Consider the following 22,859-nt stretch of genomic DNA (forward strand, 5'->3'; position numbering starts at 1 on the left):
AGTGATCAGCCAAAAGAGCAAAGGCCGCTAAGCGACCGCTGCAGCCTCTTGGCCGGCGTCGGGCCCTTGCCGGGCAAGGCGGGCAATTTCGGCCAGCAAGGCGGCGGGCGAGATCGGCTTGCCGACCACGCCGTCCATTCCGGCGTCCACATAGGACTGGCGCTGGTGTGACAGCACATTGGCCGTCAGGGCGACGATCGGCGTCGAGGCCACGGCCCCGCCCAGGGCGCGGATCCGGCGGGCCGCCTCGAGGCCGTCGATCCCAGGCATCTGCACGTCCATCAGGATCAGATCGAAGCCGCCGCGGGACGCCGACTCGACTCCCAGCAGGCCGTCGGACGCCGTCTCGACATTGGCGCCGAGGTTCTCCAGCAGCTTGGTGGCGATCATTCGATTGGTGGCGTTGTCCTCGACCACCAACACCCGCAAGCCGTCCAGCCAATCGTCGGCGACGTCCGCGGAGGGCGCGACCGCCTGGGCCGGTTCGGCCGCCACTTCCAGCCAGAACACCGAGCCGACGCCCTCGGTGGAGGCGAAGCCGACTCCGCCGCCCATCATCTCGGCCAGACGCTGAGTGATCGACAGCCCAAGGCCCGAACCGCCGAACTTGCGGGTGGTGGAGGCGTCGCCCTGGTCGAACCGTTGGAAGATTCGCGGCTGCACGGCCTCGGGAATGCCAACGCCGGTGTCGGCGATCTCCAGGCGCAGGGTCGGTCTGCCGGCGCCGCGGCGCAGGTTGGCCCGGACCGTGACCTGACCCTTCAGGGTGAACTTCACCGCATTGCCGACCAGGTTGAACAGCGCCTGGCGCAGCCGCACCGGATCGGACATCACCCAACCGACGTCCGGGGCCACATCGACCACCAGCTTGAGGTTCTTGGACTCGGCCTGCGGCCGCAGCAGCCGCGCGACGCCCTCGATCAGGGCGCGCGGATCGACCGACTCCTGAGCCATTTCCAGACGCCCGGCCTCGATCTTCGAGAAATCTATGACGTCGTTCAGCAGTTCGGCCAGCATCTGGCCGCAGGACAGGGCGTCGTCGAGCATCCGGCGGCCCTCTTCAGAGAGCGGCTCGGATTTCAGCAGGTGCAGCACGCCCATCACCCCGTTCATCGGGGTGCGGATCTCGTGGCTCATATTGGCCAGGAAGGCGGCCTTGGCCTCGCCGGCCGCCTGGGCGGCGCGCTGGGCGTCGATCAGCTCCAGCTCCTGACGTTTGCGCTGGTCGAAGTCCTGGACCAGGCCCACTCCGCGCAGCCAGCGGCCCTTGCGGTCGGTCGACAGGTGATGGAACACCCGGATCCAGCGTTCGCCGTTCGGGGTCTCTGCGCGGGCCTCGAAGGCCTCGCCCGGCGCACGCTTGCCGTCGCGGATGTCATTGAAGGCCTGGCGCACATGCTGCAGGTCGTCGATGTGGAAGCGCGGAAACTGGAGGTTCTGCACCTCCTCGTAGCCAAAGGCTCCCCGGCCCACGAGCTTCTCGAATTCGGGGCTGGCCCAGAAGGTCTTCTGGACGTGGTCGATCTCATAGACGCCGGCGTCGGCGGCGTTGAGGGCCAGCTTCAGCCGCCGGGCGTTGACCTCGGCCTCACGCCGGGCCTCGGCCAGCGGCGTGACGTCATCGACATAGAAGATGACGCCCTGGACCCGTCCCTTGGCGTCGCGCCACGGCCGCGCTTCCCAGCGGACCCAGCGCTTCTCACCGCCGGCGTCGGTCAGCCGATCTTCCTTAGAGGTGACGACCTCGCCGGCCAGGGCGCGCTTCTGCGCGGCCAGCAGCCGCTTGGGCGCGGCGGGGAACGCCGCGGTCAGGGTCTGGCCGGCATGCTCGCCGCCCAGGACGAAAGCATCGCGCCAGCTGTCGCTGACCACCATGTAGCGCAGCTGCTTGTCGAACATCGCCACCGCGAAGGGCGAGCTCTCGATCAACTGCAGCATCTGCTGGCGGCTGCGCAGGGCGCCGTCGCGGGCTTCGACTAGCTCGGTGATGTTCTGCGAGACGCCGTGCAGGGCGTAGACGCCGCTCGGCCGCTGCTCGACGTGGAAGGTGGCCCGCCAGTGGGTCCAGCGTCCGCCCTTGGTCTTCATTCGATGTTCGAACGAGCGGCTCTCGCCGCGCACCACGCCGGCGATGAACTGCTTCTGCACCCAGGCCCGGTCGTCGGGATGCAGCACCGACTCGAACTGGCTGGCGTTGCTGAGGTCCTCGGGGGCGTAGCCGGTGATCGCCAGGATATCCCGCGACCACTCGACCGTGTCGTCATCCGGATCGTAGGTCCAGGTGCCGATGCCGGCGGCCTGGGACAGCAGGCGGCCGTTGCGTTCGGCCGCCGCCAGCCGCGCCTCGCGGGCCCGCTCCTGGGTGGCGTCGCGAACCACCCCGATCACCTGGCCGTCCTCGGTCAGCTGGGCGCGGCCCTCGAACCACAGCCAGCCGCCGTCCTTGGTGCGGATGCGCGAGGCGTGGTCGCTGTAGCCGTCGCGGGCCAGCCGATCCATGTGCGCGTTGACGCTGGCGTCCTCGTCCGGGTGGATGAAATCGCGGGCGTACTGGCCGACGATCTCGGCCTGCGTCCACCCGGTCTCACGCTCGAAGGCCGGATTGATCAGCTTGAAGCGCTTGTCGGCGCCGATGACGAACATCACTTCGCGGCTGTTCTTGAACAGCCACTCGATGATCGCCGCCGATGCCTCTGGGGTCCGCTCCGCGGCCATCGCCCGTCCCCTCCGTTCAGAGGAAATATAACGGAGGTCGGTAAACGTATCGTTTGGCTGTCGATTTTTCTGAGCGCTATGGTTGCGGCGCTTAAACCATGACGCGCAGGTCCCGGCGCTAGAAGGCGTTCTCGCCGGTGATGGCCCGGCCCAGGATCAGCGCATGGACGTCGTGAGCGCCTTCGTAGGTGTTCACGGTCTCCAGGTTCGCGGCGTGGCGCATCACGTGATAGTCGCCGGAAATGCCGTTGCCGCCGTGGATGTCGCGGGCCTCGCGGGCGATGGCCAGAGCCTTGCCGCAGTTGTTGCGCTTCATCAGGCTGATGGCTTCGGGCACCCAGGCGCCCTGGTCGAGCAGGCGGCCCAGGGCCAGCGCCCCCTCGAAGCCCAGTGCGATCTCGGTCTGCATGTCGGCCAGCTTCTTCTGGACCAGCTGGCGGGCGGCCAGCGGCTTGCCGAACACCTTGCGGGTCAGGGTGTATTCACGGCTGGCGTGCAGGCAGAACTCGGCCGCGCCCATGGCGCCCCAGCTGATGCCGTAGCGGGCCTTGTTCAGGCACGAGAACGGACCGCGCAGGCCGGTGACGTTCGGCAGCATCTGGTCTTCCGGCACGAACACGTCGCTGAGCGAGATCTCGCCGGTGACCGAGGCGCGCAGGCTGAGCTTGTTGAGAATCTTCGGGGTCTCGAGACCCTTGGAGCCGCGATCGACCAGGAAGCCGCGGATCGCGCCGTCCAGCTTGGCCCACACCAGGCAGACATCGGCGATCGGCGCGTTGGTGATCCACATTTTCGAGCCGTTCAGCACGAAGCCGCCATCGACCTTCTTCGCGACGGTGCGCATCGAGGCCGGATCGGAGCCGCCGTCGGCCTCAGTCAGACCGAAGCAGCCGACGATCTCGCCGCGGGCCATGCCGGGCAGGTACTTCAGCTTCTGCTCTTCCGAACCGAAGGCGTAGATCGGGTACATGACCAACGAGGACTGGACGCTCATCGCCGAGCGATAGCCGCTGTCGATCGCCTCGATCTCGCGGGCGATCAGGCCGTAGGCCACGTGGCTGACGCCGGCGCCGCCGTACTGCTCGGGCAGCGTCGCACCGAGGAAGCCCAGGGCGCCCATCTCGGTCATGATCTCACGGTCGAAGCGCTCGTCGGCGTAGGCCGAGACCACGCGCGGCAACAGCTTCTCGCGGGCGTAGGCGCGGGCGCTCTCCCACACCATCCGCTCTTCTTCGGTCAGGCGTGAGGCCAGGTCGAGCGGGTCTTCCCAGTTGAAGGTCTTGGGCTGGTCGCCGGTGTCGAGGGCCATGGCGCGTTCTCCGAAAGCTGACGGCGGCCTTATGACGCCATTTTATGTGCCCGTGTAGACGCCTTTGCGCTTCTCACGGAACGAGGCGGCCGATTCCTTGACGTCGTTCACCGCCCGGCGCGCGTGGGTCAAGCCGACCGACTCGTACTTCACGGCGGTTTGCAGGTCGCTCTCCATCCCGGCCTGCAACACCTTCTTGGCCATGCGGATGGCCAGCGGCGGCCACTGGGCCATCTGCTCGCCATAGGCGACGGCGTCGTCGAGCAGGGTTTCGTGCGCAGTCATGCGGTTCAGCAGGCCAAGTTGCAGCGCCTCGTCGGCCAGCACCATGCGGCTGGTGAACACCAGGTCGGCGGCCTTGGCATAGCCGACGATGCGCGGAAGCAGGAACGAGAGGCCGGAGTCCGGCGAGATCGCCCGCTCGGCGAAGGTGGTCTTGAAGCGGGCGTGTTCGGACCCGATCCGCACGTCGCAGGCCAGCGCCCAGCTCATCCCGGCGCCGGCGCAGACCCCGTTGATCGCGCCGATCAGCGGCTTGTCGAAGTCGTGCAGCAGCCGCGCCCAGCGGCCCATCCAGGCCTCTTCGTCCAGGCGCTCGCTCTGCGGCGGCGGGCCGTCGCGCTCGGGGGCCGGGCCGGTGAGGTCGGCGCCCGAGCAAAAGCCGCGGCCGGCCCCGGTCAGCACCAGAGCGCGCACGCCGTCGTCGTCGCGTGCGGCGATCAGCCCGGCTTCCAGGTCGCGCCGCAATTCGGCGGAGATGGCGTTCAGCTTCTCCGGTCGATTGAGGGTGAGAATCCCGACCTGGCCGCGCGTCTCGTAGGTGATCGTCTCATAGGCCATTGGGGCTTCCTCCGCTTGGGCGGCACCTTTCGGCGCCCGGGCGGCGAAAGGCAAGGCTTCAGACCTCGGCCCACATCCGCAGCAGGTTGTGATAGGCGCCGGCCAGCGAAACGAGTTCAGGCGCACCGGCCCCGACCTTGCCGGCCAATTGCTGGATGGCGATGTCCATTTGGAACAGCAGGGCGCGGCGGGCGTCCTCGCGCACCATGCTCTGGATCCAGAAGAAGCTGGCGGTGCGGGCGCCTCGGGTGACCGGCGTCACCTGGTGCAGGCTTGAAGCGGGATAGAGGATCATATCGCCTGCCGGCAGCTTCACCTCGTGGACGCCATAGGTGTCCTCGACCAGCAGTTCGCCGCCGTCATAGTCCTCCGGCTCGCTGAGGAAGAGCGTAGCCGACAGGTCGCTGCGGATCCGCACCGCGCCGTCGCGCGACTGGCGGATCGAATTGTCGATATGGGTGCCGAAGGTCTGGCCGCCGCCGTAGCGGTTGAACAGCGGCGGGAACACCGTCTGCGGCAGGGCGGCGGTGACGAACAGCGGGCTCCTGGCCAGGGCGTCCAGCACCCGGTCGCCGGCGATGCGGGCCGCGTCCGTCCCCTCCGCCAGCTGCTCGTTGCGCTTGGCCAGGGCCGACTGGGAGCCCGACGTGGCGTTGCCGTCCACCCATTGGCCGGCGTCGATCAATTGGCGCAACTCGGCCACGGCGGCCTTGGTCAGCACCTCGGGGACATGCAGCATCATGGGAGAACCTTAAGCGCTGGGCGGGAAAGGAAAAGGCCCCGCCCGGGAGGGCAGGGCCTTAGGCCGTCCGTTCTCTGGGGGGAGGTTAGAAGCGGACGTTGAGCGACAGGATCGCCTGGCGCGCCGGGCCGTAGTCGGCGTGGTGCACGCCGTTGGTCCGGGCGATGTAGTCCTCGTCGGTGACGTTCTGGATGTTGAGCTGCAGGTCGATGTTCTCGCGGATCCGATAGGAGGCGTAGGCGTCGAAGCGCCAGTAGGCTGGCGCGTAGACGCCGTTGGCCCCGCCGCCCGCGCCGCCCTGGTTGCCGCCGAAACTGTCGGAGACGTAGTAGGCGCCGCCGCCGAACGCGAAGGCGTCGGTCAGGTTGTAGGTCGTGAACAGGCTGAAGGTGTGCTCAGGGGTGTTGGCCAGCGGTTCGCCTTGGTTGACGCTGTTGAAGGCGGCGCGGACCAGCTCACTGTCCATGTAGGTATAGCCGCCGAACACCATCCAGGCGGGGGTCACCCGGCCGGTGACGCCCAGTTCCAGTCCCTGGACCATGGCCTCGCCGACCTGGGCGTAGACGCCGGTGTCGACCAGGATCTGGGCGTTCTCACGCACCATGTGGAACAGCGCCGCCGAGGTGGAGAGGCGCTCGCGGAAGAAGGCCCACTTCACGCCGATCTCGGCCGAGGAGATCTCCTCCGGATCCAGCAGGACGTTGGCGAGGTTGCCCAGGCCCTGGCCGCTGCCGGCGTTCTGGTCGCCGCCGGAGATGGTCGGCGGTGTCGTCGAGGTGCCGTACGAGGCGTAGATGCTGCCGTTCGGGGTCGGCTTGTAGACCAGGCCGACCTGGTAGTTGGTGAACGACCAGTCGCCTTCGCGCGGAACGATGGTCGTGCCGGTGATGACGCCGAGCGCGCTGGTGGCGGTGATGTCGCGGCCCTTCACCGAATACTCGTCGTGACGGATGCCCAGGTTCAGCAGCCACTGATCGCCGAAGGAAATGGTGTCGAAGGCGTAGACGCCGATCGTGTTGGTGTAGTTCGCTGAGGCGTCCGGACGAACCACGCGGCCCTCCCAGGGATCGGACGGGTTGGGGGCGAAGACGCGGGTGCAGTCGCCGACGCCGGCCGTGGTGACGTTGTTGGTGAAGCCGGCCGGGCAGGCCGACCCGGCCGTGGTGTAGATCACATAGGCGGCGTTGCGGTTGGTCTCGCGCGAGACCTCCAGGCCGACGTCATAGCTGTGCTCGACGCCGCCGGTGATGAACTTGCCGTAGAAGTCGGTGACGTTGGCGACCGTGGTGGTCGGGTTCCAGCGCGACTTGGTCCCGCGTTTCATCCACCACTCGCCGGCCAGGAACTGGGCGTTGCCGCCGTCGCCGGGGTTGGTCACCAGGTAGTCGTTGAGGGTCTTCGAATAGCGGAAGACGTTCCGGAAGGTGATCGACTGATTGATGTCGTGCTCGGCGATCAGGGTGCCGATGTCGGCCTCTGTCTTTTGGAAATCGCGCGCGGTGAGGCCGTAGAAGGAGTCACGCGGCACATCCAGCACGCCGCTGGCGGTGGTGCGCGGCGCGGTGGCGCCGCCCAGCTTGGTGTAGAGCGGCACGCCGTAGTCGGGCATGTCGTTGCGGGTCAGGTGATAGTAGCTGGCGGTGACGCGGGTGTCGGTGCCGATGCCGATTGCGCCCGAGATCGCCGCGCCCCAGGAGTCGAAGTCCACCGCGTTGCGGCCGGGCACGTCGCCCTGGGTGCCCATCAGGTTGATGCGGACGGCGCTGGTTGCGCCGATCGGGTAGTTCGCATCGATGGAGCCGCGCACGAAGCTGTCGGTGCCAACCCGCACGCCGACGTCGACGGCTTCGTCGAGCTTCGGACGCTTGGTCGTCAGATTAATGCTGCCGCCGCCGGAGCCGCGGCCGTTATAGGTCGAGTCCGGCCCCTTGATGACTTCCACCTGCTCCAGGTTGAAGACCTCGCGGATCTGGCCGCCGGAGTCGCGGATGCCGTCGACGAAGATGTTGTTGCCTGAGGCCTGACCGCGGATGAACGGGCGGTCGGCCAGCGGCTGGCCGCCTTCACCGGCGCCGAAGGTGATGCCCGGCGAAGTGCGCAGGATGTCCTGCAGCGAGGTCGCGGCGGTCTGGGTGATGATCGCCTGAGGGATCACCGTGACGCTGCGCGGCGTGTCGAGCACCTGAGCCGTGTACTTCGGCGAAATCGGTTGCAGCTTCGTTCGGCCCTCGACCGCCACGCCGCTGACCTCGGTGGCCGCATCCGCGGCCGCGTCGTCGGCCAGCGCCATATGCGGAGCCATGACCAGGCCGGCCACCCCGGCCACCGCTGCAGGAGTAAGCGCCTTGCGCGCATAGGCGCGAACGCCGCCGGTCCGTCGAATGCTCACGGGAAATCTGCCCCAAGATAATATTGAAACTGCGAGGCGTTCTTAGTTTCGCAGCTCAGGTTGCGCAATGCGAATAATTCGCAATAGCCCAACTGTTGCAGATTGGCCGCATTTGGAGCGCCATTCCGCGCCCCATCGACCCACCGGCCGATTTTGTCGCGGGACCCTGGAAACCAACGCTCGGCTTCGGCTGTTCCGTGATCAGGCGCTCTCCCCCGCCCAATTTTAGGAATGCCGATGGCAGAGGTTAGTCTGTACGACGTCATGCGCCCGTTCGTCTGGGTCGCCGCGTTCGCGTTCTCGCTGGGGTTTGCGGGCTATCTCGCAGTGAGCGCCTCGGATGGCGAGGTGTTCGCCCGGGCCGAGCCGCCCGCAGTGGTGGCCTCGGCCTCGACGACGGCGCTCTAGCGGCCGCGCGCCACGAACCAGCCGTTGCGGAAGCCCGCCGCGGCCTTGCCGTAGACGAACTCTTCCCCCTCGGTGGTCGCCATTGCGCCGCCCGCCGCCAACAGCACCGCATGACCAGCCGCGACGTCCCACTCCATGGTCGGTCCGTGGCGCGGATAGATGTCGGCCGATCCTTCGGCGATCCGGCAGAACTTGATCGAGGAATCCATCGGCTCGCGCAGGTCGAAGCCGTACTGCTCGGCCAGCTTGACCGCAGTCTCTTCCTTCATGGTGTGGCTGACCAGGGCCACGGCCGCGCCCTTCGGCCAAACCCGCGCCTGCACGGGCTGGGCCGCCCCGCCGGCCTGGCGCTTCATCGCCTGGCCGCCCTGAGTGAACCAGGTCTCGCCGGTGGCCGGCGCGTTCACCGCCCCTGCCGTGGGGCGGCCGTGCTCGATCAGGCCGATGTTCACGGTGAAGTTGGGATCGCCGCGGACGAAGGCCTTGGTGCCGTCCACCGGGTCGACCAGGAAAAATCGCGGGCCGATGGCGTCTGGCGTGCCGAACTCGCTGGCGTCCTCTTCCGAGATCACCGGGATGTCGGGGAAGGCGGCGCTGAGCCGCTCGAGGATCAGCGCCTCGCCGCGGCGGTCGGCTTCGGTCACCGGGCTCTCGTCGGCCTTCTGGAACACCGTCAGCTCCGACTTCCACAGCGGCAGGATCAGCTCAGCCGCCTCTTCGCAGATGTCGGCCAGAATCTTTCCGAGGTCATCGCTCATCGGGCGCCTCGCGGATCGTCGCCGATGAAGGTCAGACGCACGACGTCGGAGTCGATCACCTGCTTGCCCGCGTTCTCGAAATTCACCGTCACCTTGCGTCCCGCCACCGACTGCACCTGGCCGACGCCCCAGTCTTCCTGCGCCGGATGCGTCACCAGGACGCCGGGCTCGAGGAAGGGATCGCGACCGCTCATGGGGCCGTTCTCTAGAGAACGGGGCGCGTTTGCCAAAGCGCCAAATCAGGCCAAGTTCGCGAGCAGTATGACCGACGGCGAAAACACCACCCAATTCACCCCCGAAGCCGCCCCGGAGCCCCCGGCTCCGCCGCGCACCGCTGAGGTGGCCGCCTATCTGGCGGCGCGCATGTGCCACGACTTCATCAGCCCGGCGAGCGCGATCGTCTCGGGCCTGGACCTGCTGGACGATCCCAGCGCCCAGGACATGAAGGAAGACGCGATGAACCTGATTGCAGGTTCGGCGCGCAAGCTGACGGACCTGCTGGCCTTCACGCGAGTGGCGTTCGGAGCTTCGGCCTCCGCCGAGACCTTCGACCCGCGCGAGCTGGAGAAGCTGGCGCGCGGCGTCTTCAATCATATGCGCGCGGAGCTCGACTGGCAGGTCGAAGCGCCGTCCCTGAACAAGCCAGCTGCCCGGGCGCTAATGAACTTGGTCCAGATGGCCGGCGGGGCGCTGCCGACAGGCGGCACGGCCAAGATCCGCGCGGTGGCGCAGGATGCGACTATCGCCATCGCCGTCGAAGCGGTCGGCCCGCGGGCCCGGCTGCGGCCCGAGGTGCTGCGCGGCCTGCGCGGCGAGGGGCTCGGTGACGGGCTGCACGGTCATTGGGTGCAGGCCTACTACGTCCACCTGTTCATGCAGGACGCCGGCGGCCGCATCTTCGCTGACGTCGGCGAGGAAAAGGTCACCTTCGCGGCTACCGTTCCGGCCTGACGGGGTTGAAGCCGGGGAGTCGGGCCCACACTTGAAGCGTCAGCTTCAGTGGAGGGCTCTTCCATGTTCGACCATCTGTCCGTCGGCGTTCGCGACCTCGCCGCCGCCCGCACCTTCTATGACGCGTTCTTCGGCCCGCTCGGCGCGGCGAACGCCTGGGCGGCGGACAATGAGCTGGCCTATGGTCCGGGTGGCGAAAGCCGGCTGTTCTGGCTCTACCCGGCCAAGGGCGACCAGGTGGCCGGTCAGGGAACCCACATCGCCTTCACCGCCGCGACCCGCGCGGCCGTAGACGCCGCCTACGCCGCAGCCCTCGCCAACGGCGCAACCAGCGTCCGCGCCGCCGGCCTGCACCCGGACATCGCCGCTGACTACTACGGCGCGGTGCTGCTCGATCCGGACGGCAACAAGCTGGAGATCGTCGCCGGGACCATGCACTAGCTGATCAGGCGGCAGCCCCGCGTCCCTTGGGGTCCTCGCCGTACTTGTTGGGCCCCGGCGTCCCGTCCAGCAGGTAGAAGACAAACAGCACCAGTGCGCCCAGGACCGGGATGAGGCCGATCAGAATCCACCAGGCGGTGCGGTTGGTGTCGTGCAGGCGCCGGAACACCACGGCCATGCTCGGGATCAACATGGCCAGCATGACCAGGGCGTAGATCGCGAACAGCGCCTGCGAGACCACGCTCATCGCCCCGAAGCGATTGGTCGGATCGCTGATGGCGGTCATCGAGCCGCCGGTGATCCCGATCAGAATCGAGAACACGATCTCGATGCCGATCAGGAACAGCCAGAAAAGCCAGAATTCCCGCCGGCGCGCGCGGCCGGTGAAATCCGCGTACTTGCGGAGCGGTTGGAACATCAGGTCCATCGTCGTCCTCCCAAGCTAAGCCCTGGGAAAGCCTAGCCGAGCTGGGAGGAGCGAACTCTTGGGCGAAACCCTTAGGGATTCGGCGGGAAGGCGGCGCGCTGGCCGCCCTGCTTGGCGACCACGCCGCGGTGCATGACGAAGGTCGGGTGCTCAAGCTGGGTGACGTCGGCCAGCGGGCTCCCGGCCACGGCGATGATGTCGGCGTCCTTGCCGGGCTCCAAGGTGCCGATGCTGGCGGAGCGGTCCAGCAGGTCTGCGGCGTTGACCGTGGCGGCCTTGATCGCTTCGGCCGGGCTCATGCCGACGCTGACCATCAGGGCGAATTCCTTGCCGTTGTCGCCATGGGCGGAGACGCCGGTGTCGGTGCCGAAGGCGATCTTTACGCCGGAGGCGATGGCGCGCTTGTGGTTCTCCATGGCCGTGCGTGCGGCGATCTCGGCCTTCTCCAGCGAGTTGCGCGAACGCGCGCCGGCGCGGGCCTGCTCCAGGGCGGTCTTCGGCGCCAGCATGGTCGGCACGAAATAGGCGCCGGTCTTCTTGAACAGGGCGTCGGTCTGGGCGGTGCCGAACGTGCCGTGCTCGATCGAGTCGACCCCGGCGTTCAGGGCGCCGATGATGCCGTCCGTGCCGTGGGCGTGGGCGGCGACCTTGCGGCCGAACATGTGGGCGGTCTCGACGATCGCCTTCATCTCGTCGTCGAACATCTGGGCGCCGAGGCCGCCGGCGACGTTGGAGAGCACCCCGCCGGTGGCGGTGAACTTGATCACGTCGGCGCCCTGGCTGATCTGGCTGCGCACCGCGCGACGGCAGTCGTCGGCCCCGTTGCAGACGTTCTCGTTGTCGCGATGGGCCAGCTCGACCATTTCGCGGTTGAGGTTGTTCGAGCCGTCGCCATGCCCGCCGGTGATCGAGATGGCGCGGCCGGCGGCCAGGATGGTCGGGCCTGTAAGAAGGCCGTTGTTGATCCCGTCCCGCAGGGCGGTGACGCTGTGGATATCGCTGCCCAGGTCGCGGATCGTGGTGAAGCCGGCCTCCAGGGTGCGGCGGGCGTTGTCGACGCCGATCACCATCTCGTCTTCGATGTCGCGGTTGTTGGCCTCCATGCGGCCTCTCACCTTGTCGTCGTCGTTGAAGATGTGGACGTGGCTGTCGATCAGCCCCGGCAGCACGAACTGGTCGCGCAGGTCGACCACCGCCGCTCCGACCGCGCCGGCCGCCTCAGGGGTGACGAAGCCGTCGCGCACCGCTTCGATCTTGCCGCCGCGAATGACGAGGGTGGAGGCGCCGCGCGGCGCCTGGCCGGGTTTGTCGAGCAGGGCGCCGGCGTGGATCACGGTGACCTTGGCGGCTGGTGCGGTCTGCGCGGCGGCCTGGCCCGCGGTCATGGCCAGGACAATGGCGGCGACAGACGCCGAGACTCTACGCATGGATACTACCCCCCTCGAAACGGAGGCCGCACTCTACCTGGGGCGGCTTTCGCGTCCAGACCTCTACTGTGGAGTTCGCATGACCCAGTCGCTCGCGCTCACGGCCCTTGTGGTCGGCGACTATGACGAGGCGATCAGCTTCTATGTGGAAAAGCTCGGCTTTGCGCTGACACGGAACGACGACATGGGCGGCGGCAAGCGCTGGGTGGTGGTGACGCCGCCCGGCTCGCAGGGCGGTCTGTTGCTGGCCAAGGCTTCGGGCGCGGCGCAGAGCGCGCGGATCGGCGACCAGACCGGCGGCCGGGTCTGCTTCTTCCTGCACACCGACGACTTCGACACCGACCATGCGCGGATGCTGGCGGCCGGGGTGCGGTTTCTGGAGAAACCCCGCCGCGAGTCCTACGCCACGGTGGCGGTGTTCGAGGACCTCTACGGCAACCGCTGGGACTTGCTTCAGCCCAAATGAGAGGATCTGACTGGCTCTCCCGGCCTGGGCGTTGTTTCATCGCTCTACGATCTGGAGGAGATGTCTCATGTCAGGCCTGAAGATCCGTAAGATCGCCGGCGCCCTTGGCGCCGAGATCACCGGCGTCGACCTTTCCGCTGAGCTTCCCGATACGGTGATCGAGGAGATCCGCGCCGCCTTCAACCAGCACCAGGTGATCTTCTTCCGCGACCAGGATCTGTCGCCGGAGGCGCAGCTGGCGTTCGGCCGCCGCTTCGGCCCGTTGAACATCCATCCCTATGTCGCCGGCATGGCGGGCCACCCGGAAGTCATGGAGATCGTTAAGGAATCTGGCGACAAGGTGAATTTCGGCGGCGGCTGGCATTCCGACATGAGCTTCCTGGAGCAGCCGTCTATCGGCTCGATCCTCTACGCCGTCGAGATTCCCGAATGGGGCGGGGACACCCTGTTCGCCAGCCAAGCCGCCGCCTATGACGCGTTGTCGCCGGGCCTGAAGGCGACCTTGGAGACTCTCAACGCCGTCCATTCGGCCGGCCGCGAATATTCCGCCCAGGGTCACTCGGCCCAGAAGCGCGCCTCGATGAAGGTCGTCGAGGCCGAGGGCGCAGTCGGCGAGTTCGTCCATCCTGTGGTCAAGGTCCACCCGGAGACCGGCCGCAAGGCGCTCTACGTGAACCCGGCCTTCACGATGCGGATCGAGGGCTGGAGCAAGCGCGAGAGCAAGGCGCTGCTGGACTTCCTGTTCGAGCACTCGCGCTACGAGGCCTTCACCTGCCGGTTCTCATGGGCGCCCGGCTCGGTGGCCTTCTGGGACAACCGCTCGGTCTGGCACTTCGCGCTCAACGACTATCCGGGACAGCGGCGGCATATGCGTCGTGTCACGGTCGACGCCTGGCCCGCATCTGCGGACAGGCCAGCCCTCCGACAGGCGGAGGGCGTATCCTGACGGGGCCGGTGGCCCTGTTTTTCAATTAAAAACAAAGACATTCATTAGGGAGATATATTGATGGCCTCAGTCAATCCGAACGGCCCGCTGAAGGGCCGCGTGGCCCTGGTCACCGGCGCCAGCCGCGGCATCGGGGAAGCGATCTGCGCCCGCCTGGCCCAGGAAGGCGCCAAGGTGGTGGCCTCGGCGCGCACCGCTGAGAGCGGCGAGAGCCGGCTGCCCGGCACCTTGCACGACACCGTCGACCGCATCCGCAACGCCGGCGGCGAAGCGGCCTTCATCAAGGCCGATCTGGCCCAGGCCTCCGAGCGGGAACGCCTGGTGGAGGAGGCGAGCGCCCTCTACGGCCCTGTCGACATCCTGATCAACAACGCCGCCATCACCTATTTCATCCCGGTCGAGGAGTTCCCCGAGAAGCGCTTTAAGCTGATGATGGAAGTGCAGGTCTATGCGCCGTTCCACCTGTCGCAGCTGGTCATCCCGGGCATGCGCGAGAAGGGCGGCGGCTGGATCGTCAACATCTCCTCGCCGGCCGGCATCCATCCCAAGCAGCCCTACGGGCGCGGCCGAGGCGGCACCGTCTACGGCATGTGCAAGGCGGCGCTAGAGCGGTTCTCGACCGGCCTGGCGTCCGAGGTCTTCGACGACAACATCGCGGTCAACGTGGTCTCGCCGGGCCTGGTCGACACCCCCGGCGTCGCCGTCCATGGCCTGATCAATGAGGCCACCAAGGACCGGGTGCAGCCGATCGAGTTCATCGCCGAGGCGGTCTACCGTCTCGCCAGCGGAGATCCGAAGTCCCTGACCGGCCGCGTGGACTACGCCGAGCCGCTGCTGAAGGAGCTGGGCCTGCAGCCGACGGAGCTGGTGTGATCTGAAATCTTCCTCCCCCGCGAGGCGGGGGAGGAAGATCTACTATTCCGCCGGCGCCGGCCGGGCGCGCTGGTTGTAGAGCAGCTTGCGGCGGCGCTCCTGCTCCTCGGGGCTCAGGGTCGCCGGATCCTCGACCCCGCCGGGGCTGACCGCCATGCCGCGCTGCACGGCCGGACGGGCGGCCATCTCATCGAACCAGCGCTTGAAGTACTTGAACTCGCTCAAGTCGATGCCCTGCAGCTGCCAGCCGGCGGTCCACGGATAGGAGATCATGTCGGCGATCGAGTACTCGTCGCCGCCGATGTAGCGGCGGTCGTACAGGCGGTTGTTCAGCACGCCGTACAGCCGGTGCGTCTCGTCGTTGAACCGCCGCTGGGCGTAGGACTGGTCGCCGGCGCTCTCTGGAACCCGGCTGAAGTGGCCGCGCTCGCCGAACTTCGGCCCCTGGTTGGCCATCTGCCAGATCACCCACTGGATGACCTCGTACTTGCCGCGCACGTCGGCCGGCAGGAAGCGCCCGGTCTTCTCGGCCAGATAGATCATGATCGCGCCGGACTCGAAAACGCTGAGCGGCGGCCCGCCGTCGGCCGGCTCGTGATCGACGATGGCCGGCATGCGGTTGTTGGGCGAGATCTTCAGGAAGTCGTCGGTGAACTGGTCGCCGCGGCCGATATGGACCGGCGCGATCGTGTAGGGCAGGCCCAGTTCCTCCAGCAGGATGGTCACCTTCTTGCCGTTGGGGGTGGGCCAGTAGTGGACGTCGATCATCGCGGTCCTCGTGGGCGCTTTATGGGTATGGGTACGGATGCCGCGAGCCTAAGGGCCGCGCGCTGCGCCTCAATCGACAAATTCTGAAGGCCGCCCCTAGGACATTGCGCTCGGGGGACAAGTTTCTGGTCCGCGCCATACCGCTCCTTAACCAACGCAGCGCCAGAACGAGCCGAGGGGAGGAGCGCCCGCGTTGAAGACCTGCCTCGTCGTCGATGACAGCCGCGTGATCCGCAAGGTCGCGCGCCGAATCCTGGAGGATATCGGCTTCGAAATCGCCGAGGCCGGCGACGGGCTGGAGGCGCTCGCCTGGTGTCGTGCGGCCATGCCGGACGCGGTGCTGCTGGACTGGAACATGCCGGCCATGTCGGGGATCGAGTTCCTGCGCATCCTGCGCCAGGAGCCGGGCGGCGAGCGGCCGACTGTGGTGTTCTGCACGGTCGAGAACCGCGTCGAGAAGATCCGCGAAGCGCTCGATTGCGGTGCGAACGAGTACATCATGAAGCCGTTCGACGGCGACATCATCGCGGCGAAGTTCGCCGAGGCGGGTCTGGTATGAAGCTGGAGGATCGCGAACTCGTGGCCCAGCTCTGCGCCGCCCGCGCAGGCCTGCAGGTCGACCCCGAGAAGAGCTATCTGATCGAAAGCCGGCTGGGGCCGGTGGCCCGCCGCGAAGGTTTCGGTTCGGTCGGCGATATGCTGGTGATCCTGCGCGAGCGGCGCGAGGACAAGCTGGCCTGGGCGATCGTCGAGGCCATGGCCCATTCGGGAAGCGCCTTCTTCCGCGATCGCGAGCCGTTCGCCCTGTTCCGCAACGAGATCCTGCCGGAGCTGGCGCGTGCCCGCGGCGGTGAGCCGGTCCGCATCTGGTCGGCCGCCTGCGCGTCGGGCCAGGAAGTCTATTCCCTGGCGATGATCATCGAAGACGAGCGGGACAAACTGCCGGGACTGAAGGTGGAGCTGTTCGGCACCGACATCGCCGAGCGCCAGCTGGAAAAGGCCCAGAGCGGGATCTACACCCAGTTCGAGGTGCAGCGCGGCCTGCCGATCCGGGAACTGGTCCGCCACTTCGAACAGGCCGACGACATGTGGACGATCTCGCCGCGCATCCGTCAGATGATCCGCTGGCGGCGGGTCAACCTGGTGGCCGATCTCTCCACCGCCGGGCGATTTGACGTGATCTTCTGCCGCTACGTGCTCTCGGGCCTGATCGAGCCGATGAAGCTGCGGCTGCTCGACAACCTGACCCGGGCGCTCAGCCCGGAAGGCGTCCTGTTTCTAGGCGATCAGGAGACGTCGGTGGGGCTGACCGATGGGCTGACGCCCGTCAACGGCCGCCCGGGGCTCTACGCCCGCAACCCAGCTTTCCGGGTCGCGGCGTAGGCTGTGCGCAAGGCCGGTCCGGCCTTGCGCTGACGCCGTCCTACTTCTTGGCGTCTTCGGCGGAGGTCGTCACCGCTTCGCCCGCAGCCTTCACGTCCTTGCCTGCACCGGAGACGGTGTTGCAGGCCGTTACGGTCAGGCTGGCGGCGAGTACTGCGAGAATCATGAGCTTGCGCATATTGGGGGTGCCTCTCCCTTTCGAATGGGCTGGCCGACTAACGGTCAAGCCGCAGCCTGGTTCCCGCTTCTCGACGTCGATCCTGGTCGCCGGCCAGCCTGTTCGTCAGTCGGAGTCGGGAAGATCAGCCGCGCCGTGACGCCGCCTTTTTCGTTGCGCACCACCTCGGCGCGGCCGCGCAGCTGACGGCCGAAGGCGGTCATAAGGGTGCGCCCGACCCCCGATCCGTCCAGCGCGCCCTCCGGCGCGTCGCCGTCGTCGCTGATCTCCAGCTCGGCCTCGTCGCCGCGGACCAGGAAGTTGACGCTCAGCACCCCGCCGCGCCCTGCGAAGGCATGCTTCTGGGCGTTGGTCACCGCCTCCACCGCGAACAGGGCCAGCGGCGCCAGCCGGTCTGGGTCGATGATCAGGTCGTCGACATGGATCTCGGTGCGCACGCCGGCGCCGTGGCCGACGTCGGCGGCGATCAGTTGAGCGGTCAGCTCCTCCAAGAAGGCGCGCAGATCGACCCGCTTGAGATCCGGCCCCTGGTAGAGGGCGCGGTAGATCAGGGCCAGGGCGGTGATCCGCTGGCGAGTGTCGGACATCGCCGCCCGGGCCGCCGGGTCGGACAGAGCCCGCTGCTGCATGTTCAGCAGCGAGGAGATGACTTGCAGGTTGTTCTTCACCCGATGGTGGATCTCGCGCATCAGGTCGTCCTTCTGCGCCAGCGAGTCCCGCAGCGAGGCGTCGCGGCCGACGATGGCGTCGGCCATGTCTTCCAGCGTCTCGGCTAGGTCGCGGATCTCCGGCGGGGCCTGCTCGGCCTGCACCGGCCGCACGCTCAGCCGTCCGCGGGCGTAGAGCGCTGCGATGCGCTGCAGATAGGCGATCCAGCGGATCACCACGCGCTCGGTCACCACCGACACGGCCAGCAGCGCCAGCACGAAGGTCAGGATCGGGAAGACGATGCTGGTCAGGGGGTTGAGCGTCGCCCACGAGAACAGCCCCCCAGAACGCGCCGAGAGGATTACATAGAGCTGGTCGCCGACCAGCGGCGCAGCCGAGAACACCCGCTGGTCGCCGCGCATGTCGCGATCGTACCAGACCAGCGAGCCCTGCTTGGAGGCCTTGGCGCGCCAATCCTGCGGCAGGGAGGGAAAGGCCTCCTTGTCGGTGGCGTTGATATAGGAGCCGTCGCCGTCGGCGAGGGCCACTTCCGCCTCTTCGGGCAACGAGCGGTCGGCGGTGCGCGGCGCCAGGCTCTCCAGCGAAATCACCGCGACCAGCGCGCCGTCGAACCCAACCCGTCGGTCGGAGGCCGGCACGGCCGCCAGCAGGGCCGGGACGCTGGCGTAGCTCGCCCCCGCGTCGCGGGTGATCACCAGGCTGTCGCCCGCCGCCAGCCGCTGGAACCAGGGCCGGTTCTGGCGCTCGGGATCGGCCGGTACGTTTCCGGCCGCACAGGCCACGCGTCCGCGGCGGTCAAAGCGGATCAGATTGTGATAGCCGGGGATGCGGCCAGTCACTTCGGCCAGGCGCTGGGCGCAGTTGAAGCCGACCGAGCCGGGGGCCAGGGTCTCCAACAGGATGTCGGCCGCCTCCATCCGCGCGCGCGCGGTGGCGGCGCTGCGCTCGGAGGCGGCGGCCAATTCCTCGCGCAGTTCGACGCCTTCACGCCGGAAGGCGATGGCCGACTGCAGGATCCCAAGGATCAGGACAGGCAGAAGCGCAGCGGCCAGCGCCGCCGTCAGCCGGACCCGAATGGTCGAAAGGGAGCCCCAAGGCGTGCCGTCCATCCTCCCGCCCTATCAGCGCGCGGTGCTCAGGCGCTCCGCGTCGGCGAGAATCGCGCTCATGGCGTCGCCCGCCGCGCTCCCGTCTCGCTCGTATGAGCCGTCCTCGAGAATGCTGTGCAACGCCTTTCGCGCTCGGCTGACACGGCTTTTCACCGTCCCCACTGCACAGCCGCAGATTTCGGCCGCTTCTTCATAGGCGAAACCGCCCGCCCCGACCAGTATGAGGGCTTCGCGCTGTTCGGCGGGAAGCTGCGCCAGGCTGAGCCGCAGTTCGTCCAGGGCCACCGGGGCCTCCGGATCGTCCACCGCCACCAGGGTCCGCTCGGCGGCCTCCTGGTCGAGCTGGCTCTGCCGCCATGAACGGCGCTTCTCCGAATAGAACTGGTTGCGCAGAATCATGAAGGTCCAGGCCTTCATGTTGGTGCCCATCTGGAAGCTGACGCGGGCGTCCCACGCTTTCATCATCGCATCCTGCGCCAGATCGTCGGCGCTGGCCGGATCCCCGGCCAGGGTGCGGGCGAAGGCGCGCAGGTGAGGGATCAGTTTGACGAGCTCGCGCTTGAACGCCTCGTCGACCCCCGGATCTGTTGGCGGCCGGGCCTTGCTGTCGCCCGCCATCAGCCGTTCTCCGCCGACTTCTTGTCCGCTTGACGAAGAATGGAGAGGAATTCCTCCGGCACCGGCTCGCTGACGACTTCGTCGAACATCTGCCGCAGCCGCACGCCGATCGCCTGCTGGCGCAGGCGGGCTTCATCCAGCGCCGCCGGCGCCCTGCGCCGATCTTCCATGGCTCGTTGTTCTATCATGTCACCGGCGCCCGGCTTTCGCGGAGCCCGCCCCCTCGGATCCTTCTGGTCGCCCGTCAACGCCTCACCCCACCCAGGGTTCCAAACTGCAACGACTGTACCATGCAGAAAACCTCGTTCTGAGGGAACCGGTTCCCAAAGGCGACGTTTCGGGCACATGATGCAACACGGCTGGGCCGAGCCCAGATGTCCGCATCGCTTGAAGATACGGGAGGGGTTTGATTTGAGTCTTCTAGCCCGACTGGCGCCGCACCTGCCTTATGTGCGCCGCTACGCGCGTGCTCTCACCGGCGACCAGAACACCGGCGATCACTATGTCAGAGTGGCGCTTGAGGCGCTGGCGGCCGGCGACCGTGTGCTGGAAGCCAACCTGACGCCGCGCGTCGCGCTCTATCAGGTGTTCCACGCCATCTGGCTGTCCAGCGGCGCCCAGCTCGAGGCGCCGGGCGACGACGAGGCGGACGACGCCAGCCGCCGGCTGATGCGCATCGCGCCGCGCTCACGCCAGGCGTTTTTGCTCACTGCGCTCGAGGGCTTCACCCCCTCCGAGGCCGCCCAGATCCTGGGCGTGGAGTTCTCGGCCGTCGAACGGCTGATCTCCGAGGCGCAGGCCGAGATCGACGCCGAGCTGGCCACCGATGTCCTGATCATCGAGGACGAGCCGGTGATCGCCGCCGACATTGAGGCCCTGGTGACGGAGATCGGCCATACCGTGGTCGACATCGCCGCCACCCGCACCGAGGCGGTGGACGCCGTGGCGCGCAAGACGCCGGGCTTGGTCCTGGCCGACATCCAGTTGGCTGACGGCTCCTCAGGCATCGACGCGGTGAAGGACATCCTGGCTCGCTACGACGTCCCGGTGATCTTCATCACCGCCTTCCCGGAACGACTATTGACCGGTGAGCGGCCGGAACCGACCTTTCTGATCACCAAGCCCTTCCAGCCGGAAACGGTGAAGGCGGCGATCGGACAGGCGCTGTTCTTCCACCCCCGGAACACTCGCAAGGCTGCTTAGCAACCGCTGCCGCAGACCAGCGTTTCCTCGGAACGCCGCGCCGCCTGGCGCGGCGTTCTTGCTTTGAGGAGATGTGCCGATGCTTGGTTGGGCGCTGATTTTCGCCGTTCTGGCCCTGGTGGCGGGCGTTCTGGGTTTCGCTGGCCTGGCCGGCTTCGCCGCCACGGTCGCCAAGATCCTGTTCGTGATCTTTCTGGTGCTGCTGGTCGCGACGTTTGCGGTCCGCGCTGTCCGCGGCCGCTCGGTCCTCTAGGCCGTCAGGGCAATACGACAGGCCGCCGACCTCACGTCGGCGGCCTTTAGCACGTCTGACCCACATGGCTACTTCGTGGGGGTGGTCGCTGACGGGGTGGTCTGCAGCGCCGCGGGTTCGCCCATGTCGAAGGTCTTGGCGTCGCGCTGAGCGCGGGCGGGGTTCTTGGCGGTGGACCCCAGGTCGTCCATGTTCCACGTCCAGGCGCCGAACAGGGCCAGCGCCGCCAGGGCAGTAGAGACGGCCAGCACCCAGAACATGTGGACGCCGAAGCGTCCCTGCCGGGCGCGGGTCGCGTTCAGGCCGGGCCGGGCTGTTGTGCGGGTAGTGGCCATGTTTCTTCGCCTCCGTAGCTAGTGCGGCAAGGTATCGAACGGGCCGGGCGGCGCCGGCCGGGTGGAGTCGCCGCGATCCGTGGACATCTGGCCAAGCAGGGCGCCGGCGACGGCGACGGCGAGGATGACGCCGAGCGCAGCCCAGCGGCGGCGCTTCGATTGCTCGGGTTTGGCTCGCTCGTCGAGCAAGCCATAGCGTCCTTGATGACCGGCGATCATGCTCCGCCCCTGACTGGCGCGGGCGTACGACCCGCTGTCTGGCTAACGTGCCGACTGGTCCGGTGTTCCCCTGCAGGCGGGCGGGTTCGACTTCGCCGCCCAAGCGCCTATCTTAGCGGTATGAAGTACTCAAAGACCCTCGCCGCCGCCGTCGCTGCGTTCCTGGTGACCGGGGCGGCCCATGCCCAAACTCCGCCGAGCTCGCTCGAAGGCCGGCCGGTTCGCGGCCAGGACGGCTCGATCCTCGGCTATGTCGAACGGGTGATCCTGCGCAGCGACGGCCGGCCGGCCCAGGTGCTGGTGCGGCCGCGCGGGCCGGCGGCCGCTGGCCCGCGCAGTCTGTCCTTCGCCGCGCTCCGCGTGGAAGGGGAGGGACTGACCGCCCCCCTGACGCAGGCGGAGTTCAACGCCATGCCGGCGGTCGAGGTCGCGCCGCGATAAAGTTCAAAAAAAATCGCCTCGTTGGGGAACGCGAGGCTAATGAGCGGGTTGTATGAATGCGGAGGCGGCGACGCCCCCCCCGACTTGAGGCCGGCGACCATGCCGGTCTGCCGCCTCCGCACCCCTTTTCTCGATGATGCGCACTTTAGAGGCGGGCCACCTGGGCCCGCCTTCTCTTATGCGCGTTGGTCTGCCGGAGCACGCCGCGCGGACGTGCTCCGAAGCGCCGGGAATCTCGACCTACGGGGCGCTGAGTTCGATGGTGACGTCGGCGCGGCGACGCAACGGACGGCTGTCCCCGCTGGCGGTGGTCGCGCCCTGTTGGCCGACGGCGGCCACCTCGAACTTGCCGGCCGGCAGCCCGTTGGCGACCAGCGCCTTGGTCACCGCCGCGACCCGCTGCTTTGAGAGCTCGAGGTTGTCCTGGGGCGCGCCCACCGCGTCGGCCAACCCCACCACCTTCACGTCGTCGATCTTGCACGACTTGGCCTGGGTGGCGGCCTGGGCCAGCACCGCGCGACCCTCGTCGGTCACGTCGGCGCTGAACGGCTCGAAATAGATCTGCACCGTGACGTCGTCGCAGACCGCGACCGGCGTGACGATCTTCCCGCGTTCGCCGCCGTCCGTGGTCGTCGAGCAGGCGGCGAGCGCCATGCCCGCCAGTACCGTGATCGCCGCAATCCTCATCGCCAGCCCTCGATCTAAGAACCCAAGAAAAGGCGGTCAGCATAGCCGACCGCCCTCTTCACGCTAGTCCAGCTTGTCCATCCGCATCATCAGCGCGGACTGCCGTCTTCCCAGTAGTAACGGCCGTTGCCAGAGTCGTAATAATAGTACCGGCCTGCGCGCTCGTCGTAATACTGGCGACGGTTCGCCGCCTGGGCGCCGCAGCCGCCATCTTGGCGACAACCGCGCACCGCGCCCGCGCCGCCGCCGAGGGCCGCGCCGATCGCCGCGCCCGTTCCGGCGTCGCCGCCGCCGACGTTGTTGC

General features: G+C 67.8%; 28 protein-coding genes and 1 pseudogene. 11 read left to right on the top strand and 18 right to left on the bottom strand.

Annotation, left to right across the window (positions count from 1 at the left end; genetic code table 11):
• Nucleotides 1–27: 27 nt before the first annotated feature.
• The 5 genes from AC1DQJ_RS11805 to AC1DQJ_RS11825 form a co-directional block, all read right to left on the bottom strand.
• A complete protein-coding gene (locus tag AC1DQJ_RS11805; protein ID WP_477603445.1) occupies nucleotides 28–2,715 on the bottom strand; it encodes a PAS domain-containing hybrid sensor histidine kinase/response regulator in 2,688 nt (895 codons plus the stop codon).
• Between the two features lie 118 nt (nucleotides 2,716–2,833).
• Nucleotides 2,834–4,024 (bottom strand): acyl-CoA dehydrogenase, encoded by a 1,191-nt coding sequence (locus AC1DQJ_RS11810; RefSeq protein ID WP_477603447.1) that lies wholly within the window; start codon nucleotides 4,022–4,024, stop codon nucleotides 2,834–2,836.
• A 42-nt stretch (nucleotides 4,025–4,066) separates the two neighbouring features.
• Nucleotides 4,067–4,864: an enoyl-CoA hydratase/isomerase family protein gene (locus tag AC1DQJ_RS11815; RefSeq protein WP_477603449.1), complete on the bottom strand. Its 798-nt coding sequence runs from the start codon at nucleotides 4,862–4,864 to the stop codon at nucleotides 4,067–4,069.
• Nucleotides 4,865–4,922: 58 nt separating this feature from the next.
• Nucleotides 4,923–5,606, bottom strand: a complete 684-nt coding sequence (locus AC1DQJ_RS11820) for a Fe2+-dependent dioxygenase (protein ID WP_477603451.1) — start codon at nucleotides 5,604–5,606, stop codon at nucleotides 4,923–4,925.
• Between the two features lie 85 nt (nucleotides 5,607–5,691).
• Nucleotides 5,692–7,995 (bottom strand): TonB-dependent receptor, encoded by a 2,304-nt coding sequence (locus tag AC1DQJ_RS11825; protein WP_477603453.1) that lies wholly within the window; start codon nucleotides 7,993–7,995, stop codon nucleotides 5,692–5,694.
• 237 nt (nucleotides 7,996–8,232) lie between these two features.
• On the opposite strand from AC1DQJ_RS11825, the gene AC1DQJ_RS11830 reads away from it, so the two are divergent.
• Nucleotides 8,233–8,403 carry a hypothetical protein gene (locus tag AC1DQJ_RS11830; protein WP_477603455.1) on the top strand — a complete coding sequence of 57 codons (171 nt, stop codon included), beginning with the start codon at nucleotides 8,233–8,235 and terminating at the stop codon, nucleotides 8,401–8,403.
• On the opposite strand, the gene cysQ is transcribed toward AC1DQJ_RS11830, so the two are convergent.
• Together cysQ and AC1DQJ_RS11840 are read right to left on the bottom strand one after the other, a co-directional pair.
• Nucleotides 8,400–9,161 carry a 3'(2'),5'-bisphosphate nucleotidase CysQ gene (gene cysQ, locus AC1DQJ_RS11835; RefSeq protein ID WP_477603457.1) on the bottom strand — a complete coding sequence of 254 codons (762 nt, stop codon included), beginning with the start codon at nucleotides 9,159–9,161 and terminating at the stop codon, nucleotides 8,400–8,402. The genes AC1DQJ_RS11830 and cysQ overlap by 4 nt on opposite strands.
• Nucleotides 9,158–9,355, bottom strand: coding sequence for a DUF3553 domain-containing protein (locus AC1DQJ_RS11840; RefSeq protein WP_477603459.1), 198 nt, complete (start codon nucleotides 9,353–9,355; stop codon nucleotides 9,158–9,160). The genes cysQ and AC1DQJ_RS11840 overlap by 4 nt, the downstream gene beginning before the upstream one ends.
• A gap of 67 nt (nucleotides 9,356–9,422) precedes the next feature.
• On the opposite strand from AC1DQJ_RS11840, the gene chpT reads away from it, so the two are divergent.
• Both chpT and AC1DQJ_RS11850 read left to right on the top strand, forming a co-directional pair.
• Complete coding sequence (gene chpT / locus AC1DQJ_RS11845) at nucleotides 9,423–10,112, top strand: histidine phosphotransferase ChpT (protein WP_477603461.1); 690 nt, start codon at nucleotides 9,423–9,425, stop codon at nucleotides 10,110–10,112.
• Between the two features lie 63 nt (nucleotides 10,113–10,175).
• On the top strand, nucleotides 10,176–10,553 hold the full coding sequence (locus tag AC1DQJ_RS11850; protein ID WP_477603463.1) for a VOC family protein: 378 nt from the start codon (nucleotides 10,176–10,178) through the stop codon (nucleotides 10,551–10,553).
• Between the two features lie 4 nt (nucleotides 10,554–10,557).
• Here AC1DQJ_RS11850 and AC1DQJ_RS11855 read toward each other — a convergent pair whose 3' ends face one another.
• Together AC1DQJ_RS11855 and AC1DQJ_RS11860 are read right to left on the bottom strand one after the other, a co-directional pair.
• Nucleotides 10,558–10,971, bottom strand: coding sequence for a DUF805 domain-containing protein (locus AC1DQJ_RS11855; protein WP_477603465.1), 414 nt, complete (start codon nucleotides 10,969–10,971; stop codon nucleotides 10,558–10,560).
• 80 nt (nucleotides 10,972–11,051) lie between these two features.
• Nucleotides 11,052–12,407 carry a metal-dependent hydrolase family protein gene (locus AC1DQJ_RS11860; protein ID WP_477603467.1) on the bottom strand — a complete coding sequence of 452 codons (1,356 nt, stop codon included), beginning with the start codon at nucleotides 12,405–12,407 and terminating at the stop codon, nucleotides 11,052–11,054.
• Between the two features lie 79 nt (nucleotides 12,408–12,486).
• Here AC1DQJ_RS11860 and AC1DQJ_RS11865 point away from each other — a divergent pair, with 79 nt between their 5' ends.
• The 3 genes from AC1DQJ_RS11865 (at nucleotide 12,487) to AC1DQJ_RS11875 (ending at nucleotide 14,692) form a co-directional block, all read left to right on the top strand.
• Nucleotides 12,487–12,873, top strand: a complete 387-nt coding sequence (locus AC1DQJ_RS11865; RefSeq protein WP_477603469.1) for a VOC family protein — start codon at nucleotides 12,487–12,489, stop codon at nucleotides 12,871–12,873.
• Nucleotides 12,874–12,940: 67 nt separating this feature from the next.
• Complete coding sequence (locus tag AC1DQJ_RS11870) at nucleotides 12,941–13,819, top strand: TauD/TfdA dioxygenase family protein (RefSeq protein ID WP_477603471.1); 879 nt, start codon at nucleotides 12,941–12,943, stop codon at nucleotides 13,817–13,819.
• Between the two features lie 60 nt (nucleotides 13,820–13,879).
• Nucleotides 13,880–14,692 (top strand): SDR family NAD(P)-dependent oxidoreductase, encoded by an 813-nt coding sequence (locus tag AC1DQJ_RS11875; RefSeq protein WP_477603473.1) that lies wholly within the window; start codon nucleotides 13,880–13,882, stop codon nucleotides 14,690–14,692.
• A 42-nt stretch (nucleotides 14,693–14,734) separates the two neighbouring features.
• Here the strand turns inward: AC1DQJ_RS11875 and AC1DQJ_RS11880 are convergent, their stop codons facing one another.
• Entirely contained in the window at nucleotides 14,735–15,460 is a 726-nt protein-coding gene (locus AC1DQJ_RS11880; RefSeq protein ID WP_477603475.1) for a glutathione S-transferase N-terminal domain-containing protein, read from the bottom strand.
• 193 nt (nucleotides 15,461–15,653) lie between these two features.
• On the opposite strand from AC1DQJ_RS11880, the gene AC1DQJ_RS11885 reads away from it, so the two are divergent.
• Entirely contained in the window at nucleotides 15,654–16,019 is a 366-nt protein-coding gene (locus AC1DQJ_RS11885) for a response regulator (RefSeq protein ID WP_477603477.1), read from the top strand.
• Nucleotides 16,016–16,843 (top strand): CheR family methyltransferase, encoded by an 828-nt coding sequence (locus AC1DQJ_RS11890; protein WP_477603479.1) that lies wholly within the window; start codon nucleotides 16,016–16,018, stop codon nucleotides 16,841–16,843. Before AC1DQJ_RS11885 ends, AC1DQJ_RS11890 begins: the two co-directional genes overlap by 4 nt.
• A 40-nt stretch (nucleotides 16,844–16,883) precedes the next feature.
• Here AC1DQJ_RS11890 and AC1DQJ_RS11895 read toward each other — a convergent pair whose 3' ends face one another.
• The 4 genes from AC1DQJ_RS11895 to nepR are packed head-to-tail and all read right to left on the bottom strand — an operon-like array spanning nucleotide 16,884 to nucleotide 19,605.
• A complete protein-coding gene (locus AC1DQJ_RS11895; RefSeq protein ID WP_477603481.1) occupies nucleotides 16,884–17,021 on the bottom strand; it encodes an entericidin A/B family lipoprotein in 138 nt (45 codons plus the stop codon).
• A gap of 44 nt (nucleotides 17,022–17,065) precedes the next feature.
• The gene (gene phyK, locus AC1DQJ_RS11900) at nucleotides 17,066–18,799 is read right to left on the bottom strand and encodes a sensor histidine kinase PhyK (RefSeq protein WP_477603483.1); all 1,734 of its coding nucleotides are present in this window, start codon (nucleotides 18,797–18,799) and stop codon (nucleotides 17,066–17,068) included.
• Nucleotides 18,800–18,811: 12 nt separating this feature from the next.
• Nucleotides 18,812–19,417, bottom strand: a complete 606-nt coding sequence (locus tag AC1DQJ_RS11905; RefSeq protein ID WP_477603485.1) for a sigma-70 family RNA polymerase sigma factor — start codon at nucleotides 19,415–19,417, stop codon at nucleotides 18,812–18,814.
• Nucleotides 19,417–19,605: an anti-sigma T factor NepR gene (gene nepR, locus AC1DQJ_RS11910; protein WP_477603515.1), complete on the bottom strand. Its 189-nt coding sequence runs from the start codon at nucleotides 19,603–19,605 to the stop codon at nucleotides 19,417–19,419. Before nepR ends, AC1DQJ_RS11905 begins: the two co-directional genes overlap by 1 nt.
• 223 nt (nucleotides 19,606–19,828) lie before the next feature.
• Between nepR and phyR the strand changes: the two genes are divergently transcribed.
• Both phyR and AC1DQJ_RS11920 read left to right on the top strand, forming a co-directional pair.
• Entirely contained in the window at nucleotides 19,829–20,620 is a 792-nt protein-coding gene (gene phyR, locus AC1DQJ_RS11915) for an anti-anti sigma factor/receiver protein PhyR (RefSeq protein ID WP_477603487.1), read from the top strand.
• A gap of 79 nt (nucleotides 20,621–20,699) precedes the next feature.
• Nucleotides 20,700–20,873 carry a DUF1328 domain-containing protein gene (locus tag AC1DQJ_RS11920; protein WP_477603489.1) on the top strand — a complete coding sequence of 58 codons (174 nt, stop codon included), beginning with the start codon at nucleotides 20,700–20,702 and terminating at the stop codon, nucleotides 20,871–20,873.
• A 68-nt stretch (nucleotides 20,874–20,941) separates the two neighbouring features.
• Here AC1DQJ_RS11920 and AC1DQJ_RS11925 read toward each other — a convergent pair whose 3' ends face one another.
• Both AC1DQJ_RS11925 and AC1DQJ_RS11930 read right to left on the bottom strand, forming a co-directional pair.
• The gene (locus tag AC1DQJ_RS11925; RefSeq protein WP_477603490.1) at nucleotides 20,942–21,208 is read right to left on the bottom strand and encodes a hypothetical protein; all 267 of its coding nucleotides are present in this window, start codon (nucleotides 21,206–21,208) and stop codon (nucleotides 20,942–20,944) included.
• A gap of 18 nt (nucleotides 21,209–21,226) precedes the next feature.
• The gene (locus AC1DQJ_RS11930; RefSeq protein WP_477603492.1) at nucleotides 21,227–21,427 is read right to left on the bottom strand and encodes a hypothetical protein; all 201 of its coding nucleotides are present in this window, start codon (nucleotides 21,425–21,427) and stop codon (nucleotides 21,227–21,229) included.
• Nucleotides 21,428–21,547: 120 nt separating this feature from the next.
• On the opposite strand from AC1DQJ_RS11930, the gene AC1DQJ_RS11935 reads away from it, so the two are divergent.
• Nucleotides 21,548–21,868, top strand: coding sequence for a PRC-barrel domain-containing protein (locus AC1DQJ_RS11935; RefSeq protein ID WP_477603494.1), 321 nt, complete (start codon nucleotides 21,548–21,550; stop codon nucleotides 21,866–21,868).
• A gap of 240 nt (nucleotides 21,869–22,108) precedes the next feature.
• Here AC1DQJ_RS11935 and AC1DQJ_RS11940 read toward each other — a convergent pair whose 3' ends face one another.
• A complete protein-coding gene (locus tag AC1DQJ_RS11940; protein ID WP_477603496.1) occupies nucleotides 22,109–22,555 on the bottom strand; it encodes an OmpA family protein in 447 nt (148 codons plus the stop codon).
• A gap of 89 nt (nucleotides 22,556–22,644) precedes the next feature.
• Nucleotides 22,645–22,859, bottom strand: a pseudogene (locus AC1DQJ_RS11945) (hypothetical protein); the annotation flags it as partial.

It is taken from the genome of Phenylobacterium sp. P4_E10 (genome assembly GCF_056401675.1).

Excerpts from the sequence above, each read along its gene's own strand:
- AC1DQJ_RS11920 (WP_477603489.1), top strand. The coding sequence starts at position 20,700 with ATGCTTGGTTGGGCGCTGATTTTCGCCGTTCTGGCCCTGGTGGCGGGC.
- AC1DQJ_RS11880 (WP_477603475.1), bottom strand. The coding sequence starts at position 15,460 with ATGATCGACGTCCACTACTGGCCCACCCCCAACGGCAAGAAGGTGACC.
- AC1DQJ_RS11860 (WP_477603467.1), bottom strand. The coding sequence starts at position 12,407 with ATGCGTAGAGTCTCGGCGTCTGTCGCCGCCATTGTCCTGGCCATGACC.
- AC1DQJ_RS11865 (WP_477603469.1), top strand. The coding sequence starts at position 12,487 with ATGACCCAGTCGCTCGCGCTCACGGCCCTTGTGGTCGGCGACTATGAC.
- AC1DQJ_RS11875 (WP_477603473.1), top strand. The coding sequence starts at position 13,880 with ATGGCCTCAGTCAATCCGAACGGCCCGCTGAAGGGCCGCGTGGCCCTG.
- cysQ (WP_477603457.1), bottom strand. The coding sequence starts at position 9,161 with ATGAGCGATGACCTCGGAAAGATTCTGGCCGACATCTGCGAAGAGGCG.
- AC1DQJ_RS11815 (WP_477603449.1), bottom strand. The coding sequence starts at position 4,864 with ATGGCCTATGAGACGATCACCTACGAGACGCGCGGCCAGGTCGGGATT.
- AC1DQJ_RS11940 (WP_477603496.1), bottom strand. The coding sequence starts at position 22,555 with ATGAGGATTGCGGCGATCACGGTACTGGCGGGCATGGCGCTCGCCGCC.
- chpT (WP_477603461.1), top strand. The coding sequence starts at position 9,423 with ATGACCGACGGCGAAAACACCACCCAATTCACCCCCGAAGCCGCCCCG.
- AC1DQJ_RS11890 (WP_477603479.1), top strand. The coding sequence starts at position 16,016 with ATGAAGCTGGAGGATCGCGAACTCGTGGCCCAGCTCTGCGCCGCCCGC.
- AC1DQJ_RS11840 (WP_477603459.1), bottom strand. The coding sequence starts at position 9,355 with ATGAGCGGTCGCGATCCCTTCCTCGAGCCCGGCGTCCTGGTGACGCAT.
- AC1DQJ_RS11830 (WP_477603455.1), top strand. The coding sequence starts at position 8,233 with ATGGCAGAGGTTAGTCTGTACGACGTCATGCGCCCGTTCGTCTGGGTC.
- AC1DQJ_RS11895 (WP_477603481.1), bottom strand. The coding sequence starts at position 17,021 with ATGCGCAAGCTCATGATTCTCGCAGTACTCGCCGCCAGCCTGACCGTA.
- AC1DQJ_RS11925 (WP_477603490.1), bottom strand. The coding sequence starts at position 21,208 with ATGGCCACTACCCGCACAACAGCCCGGCCCGGCCTGAACGCGACCCGC.
- AC1DQJ_RS11855 (WP_477603465.1), bottom strand. The coding sequence starts at position 10,971 with ATGTTCCAACCGCTCCGCAAGTACGCGGATTTCACCGGCCGCGCGCGC.
- AC1DQJ_RS11810 (WP_477603447.1), bottom strand. The coding sequence starts at position 4,024 with ATGGCCCTCGACACCGGCGACCAGCCCAAGACCTTCAACTGGGAAGAC.
- nepR (WP_477603515.1), bottom strand. The coding sequence starts at position 19,605 with ATGATAGAACAACGAGCCATGGAAGATCGGCGCAGGGCGCCGGCGGCG.
- AC1DQJ_RS11930 (WP_477603492.1), bottom strand. The coding sequence starts at position 21,427 with ATGATCGCCGGTCATCAAGGACGCTATGGCTTGCTCGACGAGCGAGCC.
- AC1DQJ_RS11850 (WP_477603463.1), top strand. The coding sequence starts at position 10,176 with ATGTTCGACCATCTGTCCGTCGGCGTTCGCGACCTCGCCGCCGCCCGC.
- AC1DQJ_RS11935 (WP_477603494.1), top strand. The coding sequence starts at position 21,548 with ATGAAGTACTCAAAGACCCTCGCCGCCGCCGTCGCTGCGTTCCTGGTG.
- AC1DQJ_RS11870 (WP_477603471.1), top strand. The coding sequence starts at position 12,941 with ATGTCAGGCCTGAAGATCCGTAAGATCGCCGGCGCCCTTGGCGCCGAG.
- phyK (WP_477603483.1), bottom strand. The coding sequence starts at position 18,799 with ATGGACGGCACGCCTTGGGGCTCCCTTTCGACCATTCGGGTCCGGCTG.
- AC1DQJ_RS11805 (WP_477603445.1), bottom strand. The coding sequence starts at position 2,715 with ATGGCCGCGGAGCGGACCCCAGAGGCATCGGCGGCGATCATCGAGTGG.
- AC1DQJ_RS11820 (WP_477603451.1), bottom strand. The coding sequence starts at position 5,606 with ATGATGCTGCATGTCCCCGAGGTGCTGACCAAGGCCGCCGTGGCCGAG.
- AC1DQJ_RS11905 (WP_477603485.1), bottom strand. The coding sequence starts at position 19,417 with ATGGCGGGCGACAGCAAGGCCCGGCCGCCAACAGATCCGGGGGTCGAC.